Source organism: Streptomyces sp. Tue6028 (assembly GCF_002300165.1).
GTDB lineage: Bacteria > Actinomycetota > Actinomycetes > Streptomycetales > Streptomycetaceae > Streptomyces > Streptomyces siamensis.
Genome location: NZ_MLCE01000018.1, coordinates 124,157 through 130,217, shown reverse-complemented (window position 1 = coordinate 130,217; position 6,061 = coordinate 124,157). Strand labels below are relative to the sequence as shown.

The following is a 6,061-nucleotide window of genomic DNA, read 5'->3' as shown; positions in this document are numbered from 1 at the left end:
CAGCGGCTCTGGACGGCGGACAGCGCGCCGCCTGATGCGCATGCTCATCCGCCACACCTCGCCCGTGCCACGTGCAGCTCCGGAGTGATCACCCGCTTGGTCTTCGGCAGCACGATCCGGCCGTCGAAGTCGCAGAGGTAGAAGTTGAACCACGAGCCGTACGAGGCGGTCCCCGTCAGCTTCTCGAGCTTGTTCGGCAGCCGCTTCAGGACGCCCTCCACGGTGTTCTCGTTCTTGTTCAGCGTTCCGGTGAGATCGCCGAGCCCGGCGATGTCGTCCTTCAGCGGTGGACGCGCGTCCTTCAGCAGCCCCGACGTGACGTCCGTGAGGCCGCCGATGCTCACCAGCGACTCCCCGATGGGCCTGCGGTCGGCGGACAGCCCCGAGACCACCCGGCGCAGCTGCGTGAGCAGCCCGGAGAAGCGGGAGCCGCGCTTGTCGAGCGTCTCCAGGACGGTGTTGAGGTTGTCGATCACCGATCCGATCAGCTTGTCGCGGTCGGCGAGGGTGCTGGTGAGCGAGGCCGTGTGCGCGAGCAGGCTGTTCACCGTGCCGCCCTCGCCCTGGAGGGTCCGGACGATCTCGGTGGCGAGCTGGTTGACGTCGCTGGGACTGAGCGCGGCGAACAGCGGCTTGAAGCCATTGAGCAGCGCGTTGAGGTCCAGCGCCGGCTGGGTCCGGGACAGCGGGATGGTGCCGCCCGGCCGCAGCCGGGCGGTGACGTCGCCCGTGCCCTCGGTGAGCGCGATATACCGCTGCCCGACCAGGTTGCGGTAGCGGACGACCGCGTGGGTCCCGGCGAGCAGCGGCCGGTCCGCGCTGACGGTGAACGTGACCTCCGCCAGGGTCCGGTCCTTGACCCGGATGCCCTCGACCTCTCCCACCCGCACTCCGGCCACCCGGATGTCGTCGCCGGTCTCCAGCCCGGTGACGTCGGTGAACACCGCGTGATAGGTGTCCTTGGGGGTGAAGGAGACATTGACGATGGTGGCGGCGAGCAGCGCCGTCGCCGCGATCGTGACCAGCGCGAAGAGGCTGAACTTGACCAGCGGGGCGGCGATCTGCCGGGATCCTGACCTGCTCATGCGACACTCACCGCCGTCCCGCGCGCGAGCGGTCCGAACAGCAGGGTCGCCACGGGCGGCACCTGGTCCGCGGGGACGCCCATGACGGGGGCCACGAGCGAGCCGACGGCCCGCTGCTCGGCCCGGGTGGCGGACACGTCGACATCTGAGGGGAGTGCGCCGCCGGAACCTCCGCCCGACGTGCCGTCGTCGAGGTGGGGCTTCGGCCCGGGCACCTGCGGATGCGGCAGGCCACGGCAGTTCGGGCCGGACCGCTCGCCGTACACCGGCTCCTCACCGGGACGGTAGGCCCCCTGCGGCCGGACGACCTCCAGGGTGATCCGCATCTCGCCGCCCCGGAACGCGTCCTCCGATGCCTTCTCCTGCCGGACCAGGCCCTGGAACAGGCACGGGTACTCGGGGGAGTAGCGGGCGAACAGCTCCAGCGTGGGGCGGGAGACCCGGCCCAGGGTGATCAGCCGGTCGCCGTTCTCGGACAGGAAGTCGTCCGCCGTGCCCGCCACGGAGGCGGTCGCGCGCAGAGCCGAGGCCAACCGGTCCTTCTTCTCGACGATCGTTCGGCTGGTGGTGACCGTGTTACGCAGGATCCGCATCAGGTCGGGCGCGGCGTCGCCGTACACCTCGGCGACGTCCGCGAACCGCGTGATGTCCTTCTTGAAGGAGGGCATGTGCGGGTTGATGCGGCGTAGATAGCCCTCGACCCGGACGAGGTTGTCGCCGATCCGGTCGCCGCGGCCCTCCAGAGCGGTGGCGAACGCCGAGAGCGTGGCGTTGAGTTCGCCCGGCCGGACCGTGCGCAGCAGCGGCAGCAGGTCGTTCATCAGCTGCTGTACCTCGATGCCGACCTTCGTGCGGTCCTGGGTGATGACGTCGCCCGCACGGATGGGCCGAGCCGACGCGTGCGCCGCGCCGGCGGGAGCGACGAGATCGACGTACTTCTCGCCGAACAGCGTCTTGGGCAGCAGCCGCGCGTGCACGTCCGAGGGGATGTCCGCGACGTACTCCGGCTTGAGCGCGATGTCGAGCGTGGCCTTCGTCCCGTCCGCGTGCACCCCCCGGACCTCGCCGACCAGCAGCCCGCGCAGCTTGACGTCGGCGCGTGGATCGAGCTGGTTGCCGAGGGTGTCGGCCTGCAGCGTGATGCGCACGACCGGCGTGAACGCCTGCTTGTAGACGGCCACGGCCAGCGACAGCAGCAGCGCGAGCACGGCGAGGAACGCGATGCCGTACAGCCTGAGTCTCGTTCTGTGCATGCGCACCGTCCTCACCCCGCTATCCGTACGGTCGTGTTGGCGCCCCAGATCGCGAGGCTCAGGAAGAAGTCCAGGACGTTGATGGCGACGATCGAGGTCCGCACCGCTCGGCCCACCGCGACGCCGACACCGGCCGGGCCGCCGCTCGCGTGGTAGCCGTAGTAGCAGTGCACCAGGATGATCAGCAGGGCGAAGACGATCACTTTGCCGAAGGACCAGAACACGTCGACGGGCGGCAGGTACTGGTGGAAGTAGTGGTCGTACGTGCCGGTCGACTGTCCGTAGTAGCCGGTGGTGATGGTGCGGGCGGCCAGGTACGAGGACAGCAGCCCGATCACGTACAGCGGGATCACCGCGACGAAGCCGGCGATCATCCGCGTCGTCACCAGGAACGGCAGCGACGGGACGCCCATCACCTCCAGCGCGTCGGTCTCCTCGCTGATCCGCATCGCACCGAGCTGCGCGGTGAACCCGGCGCCGACCGTCGCGGACAGGGCGAGTCCGGCCACCAGCGGGGCGATCTCCCGGGTGTTGAAGTACGCCGACAGGAACGCCACGAAGTTGGAGGTGCCGAGCTGGTTGAGGGCCGCGTAGCCCTGGAGGCCGACCTCGGTGCCGGTGAAGAAGGACAGGAACGCGATCACGCCGACCGTGCCGCCGACGACGGCGAGCGCGCCGCGCCCGAAGCTCACCTCGGCGAGGAGCCGCAGGATCTCCTTCTTGTAGCGGCGCAGGGTGCGGCCCGTCCAAGCCAAGGAGCGTCCGTAGAAGGAGAGTTGGGAGCCCAGCTCTTCGAGTGAGCGCAAGGGGCGATCGAGGAGTCTGTGCGGTCTCATCGGCTACCCCCTCTGCGGGACGACCTGGAAGTACACGGCGGTCATCACGAAGTTGGTCACGAACAGCAACATGAAGGTGATCACCACGGACTGGTTGACGGCATCGCCCACGCCCTTCGGACCGCCCCGCGCCGTCAGCCCCTTGTACGAGGCGACGATCGCCGCGATGGCCCCGAACACCAGCGCCTTGATCTCCGCCGCCCACAGGTCGGACAGCTGGGCGAGGGTGGTGAAGGAGGCCAGGTAGGCGCCGGGGGTGCCGTGCTGGAGGATGACGTTGAAGAAGTAGCCGCCCGCGACACCGACCACCGAGACCAGGCCGTTGAGCAGCACGGCCACGACCATCGATGCCAGCACCCGCGGTACGACGAGCCGGTGGATCGGGTCGATGCCGAGCACCTGCATCGCGTCGATCTCGTCCCGGATCTTGCGCGCCCCGAGGTCGGCGCAGATCGCCGTGCCACCCGCGCCCGCGATCAGCAGCGCGGTGACGATCGGCGAGGCCTCCCGCAGCACGGCGAGCACGGACGCGGCACCGGAGAAGGACTGCGCGCCCAACTGTCTGGTCAGACTGCCGATCTGCAGCGCGATGACCGCCCCGAAGGGGATCGAGACCAGAGCGGTCGGCAGGATCGTGACGCTCGCGACGAACCACGCCTGCTGGATGAACTCCCTGGCCTGGAAAGGTCGTCGAGGGAGGGACCGGACGACGTCCAGAGCCATCGCGAAGAGGTTGCCCGAGTGCCGGAGCGCACCCGTCGGGGAGAGCCTCATGCGCGCGTCACCCCCGTCCCGTGCAGCTCTGCCTCGCGTCTCGCGATCGCCTCCCAGCGGGGTGGGCGGGCGATGCCGGGGCCGGGGAGCAGGCGGGGAGTCGGCGCGTCGGCCGCGCCGCCCTCGTCGATCTGGGCCAGCTCCTGCTCGACCTGGGCCGCGTCCTTCTCCTCCGCCATGCCGATCGGCCCCTGCATCCGGCCGTTCAGGAACTGCCGTACGACGGGCTCGTCGCTGGCCAGCAGCTTTTCGCGGGGCCCGAACATCACCAACTCGCGCCGGAACAGCAGCCCGATGTTGTCCGGGACCTGGCGGGCCGAGGCGATGTCGTGAGTGACGATCAGGAAGGTCGCGTCGATCTGTGCGTTGAGGTCGACGATGAGCTGATTGAGGTAGGCCACGCGGACCGGGTCCAGGCCCGAGTCCGGCTCGTCGAACAGGATGATCTCCGGGTCGAGGACCAGGGCCCTGGCGAGCCCGGCCCGCTTGCGCATACCGCCGGAGATCTCGCCGGGCAGTTTCCCCTCGGCGCCGATCAGCCCGACCATGTCCATCTTTTCGAGGACGATCCGCTTGATCTCGCTCTCGGACTTGCGGGTGTGTTCGCGCAGCGGGAAGGCGATGTTGTCGTAGAGGTTCATCGAGCCGAACAGCGCGCCGTCCTGGAACAGCACGCCGAACAGCTTCCGGACCTCGTACAGGTCGTGCTCGCGCAGGCGGGTGATGTCCTGGCCCGCGACCTTCACCGAGCCCCGCTCCGGCTTCAGCAGCCCCACGAGCGTCTTGAGGAACACCGACTTGCCCGTCCCCGAGGGGCCGAGCATCACCGAGACCTCCCCGGCGGGCAGCGTCAGCGAGACGTCCTGCCAGATGACCTGGTGGCCGAAGGACTTGGTGAGCCCTTCCACACAGATCTCGACACCCATCCGGTTCCACCCTTCGCCTGTGAAGCAGCTCCGACATCTGCTCTACGGGGAGGGGAGGGGCGTCCGTCGCGGCGGACGAAGATTTTTTGCGGACGCGTCTCCGGGGCTACGGCAGCTTCGGCGACGGCGTGCCCGAGAGCGTCCTCGGGGCGGGGACGGAGAGCGGAGCGGCCGGCACGGCCGAGGCCGGGGGCAGCGACGGGCCCGACGAGGCGGCCGGCCTCGTGGGCAGGCCCGGCACCTTCGGCACCTCGGGCACCTGCGGGATCTGCGGCGCCGACAACTCCGGGAGCGGGGACGCGGACACGTCCGGCAGGGAGGGCACGTGCACCGGCAGGGACGGCACGCGCACCGGAAGGGACGTTCTCCCGGTGGGCGAGGGTGTCAGGCCCAAGGCCGCTGGCGCCGGGGGCGAGGGGGTGGGCGTTCCGGGGGCGCGCCCCCGGCCGGTGGCCTCGCTGCCCAGGACCTGCGCGTCGCTGGACACGGCCGGCCGCGGCGTCGGACCGTTCCCGTTTCCGCCCGCGTCGAGCGCGTACGGCAGCACGAACCCCGCCACCGCCAGGGTCACCGCCGTCGAGGCGGCCGCGACCGCCTGGGCGTTGCCGCCGCCGCGCAGCCGCCCGCGCCCGACCAGGAACAGCACCAGCCCGAGCGTCCCGGCCAGCGAGGCGCGCAGCGTCCGCCGGGCCCGGGCGAGCAGCGACTCGACGGTCCGGTAGCTGAGCCCCATCCGCACCGCGACCTGGCTCACGTCCAGGTCCTCGGACCTCAGCCGAAGCGCCTCCGCCTGCCGGGCGGGCAGCTCACCGCTGCGCACGGCCAGCCACTTCGCCTCGGCCCGGTCGCACACCGCCTCCTCGACGGGGACCGGGCCCGGCGCGACGAGTGTGGGGCGGCTGCCCACCTCGGCCTCGCGGTTGACCTGTCGGTGCCGGTCGACGCACAGCCGCATCGTCACCGTCGTCAGCCAGGCGCCGAGTCGCTCGTCGTCGAGGTCCGGGCGCTCCGCGGCCCGCAGCATCGCCTCGTGAACGGCGTCCTCGGCGTCCTCCTGGCTCATCGATCGCCGCCGGGCCACCTTGAGCAACTGCTCGCGATGGCTCCACATGCGCTGCCAACGCTCGTCGGAGGCCGCTGTGTCCGCAGGCATGTCAGTCGCCATGAGGGCCCCTTCGCACTCACCC

General features: G+C 70.6%; 6 protein-coding genes. All 6 read right to left on the bottom strand.

Annotated elements, in window-relative coordinates; all coding sequences use genetic code 11:
* Positions 1–44: 44 nt before the first annotated feature.
* A complete protein-coding gene (locus BKI49_RS16045; RefSeq protein ID WP_095934959.1) occupies positions 45–1,085 on the bottom strand; it encodes an MCE family protein in 1,041 nt (346 codons plus the stop codon).
* Positions 1,082–2,338 carry an MCE family protein gene (locus tag BKI49_RS16040; RefSeq protein ID WP_095934958.1) on the bottom strand — a complete coding sequence of 419 codons (1,257 nt, stop codon included), beginning with the start codon at positions 2,336–2,338 and terminating at the stop codon, positions 1,082–1,084. The genes BKI49_RS16045 and BKI49_RS16040 overlap by 4 nt, the downstream gene beginning before the upstream one ends.
* A gap of 11 nt (positions 2,339–2,349) precedes the next feature.
* Positions 2,350–3,174, bottom strand: coding sequence for an MlaE family ABC transporter permease (locus BKI49_RS16035; protein WP_095934957.1), 825 nt, complete (start codon positions 3,172–3,174; stop codon positions 2,350–2,352).
* A gap of 3 nt (positions 3,175–3,177) precedes the next feature.
* Positions 3,178–3,948, bottom strand: a complete 771-nt coding sequence (locus tag BKI49_RS16030) for an MlaE family ABC transporter permease (RefSeq protein ID WP_095934956.1) — start codon at positions 3,946–3,948, stop codon at positions 3,178–3,180.
* Entirely contained in the window at positions 3,945–4,874 is a 930-nt protein-coding gene (locus tag BKI49_RS16025; protein WP_095934955.1) for an ABC transporter ATP-binding protein, read from the bottom strand. Before BKI49_RS16025 ends, BKI49_RS16030 begins: the two co-directional genes overlap by 4 nt.
* 106 nt (positions 4,875–4,980) lie before the next feature.
* Positions 4,981–6,039, bottom strand: coding sequence for an RNA polymerase sigma factor (locus BKI49_RS16020; RefSeq protein WP_095934954.1), 1,059 nt, complete (start codon positions 6,037–6,039; stop codon positions 4,981–4,983).
* Positions 6,040–6,061: the final 22 nt, after the last annotated feature.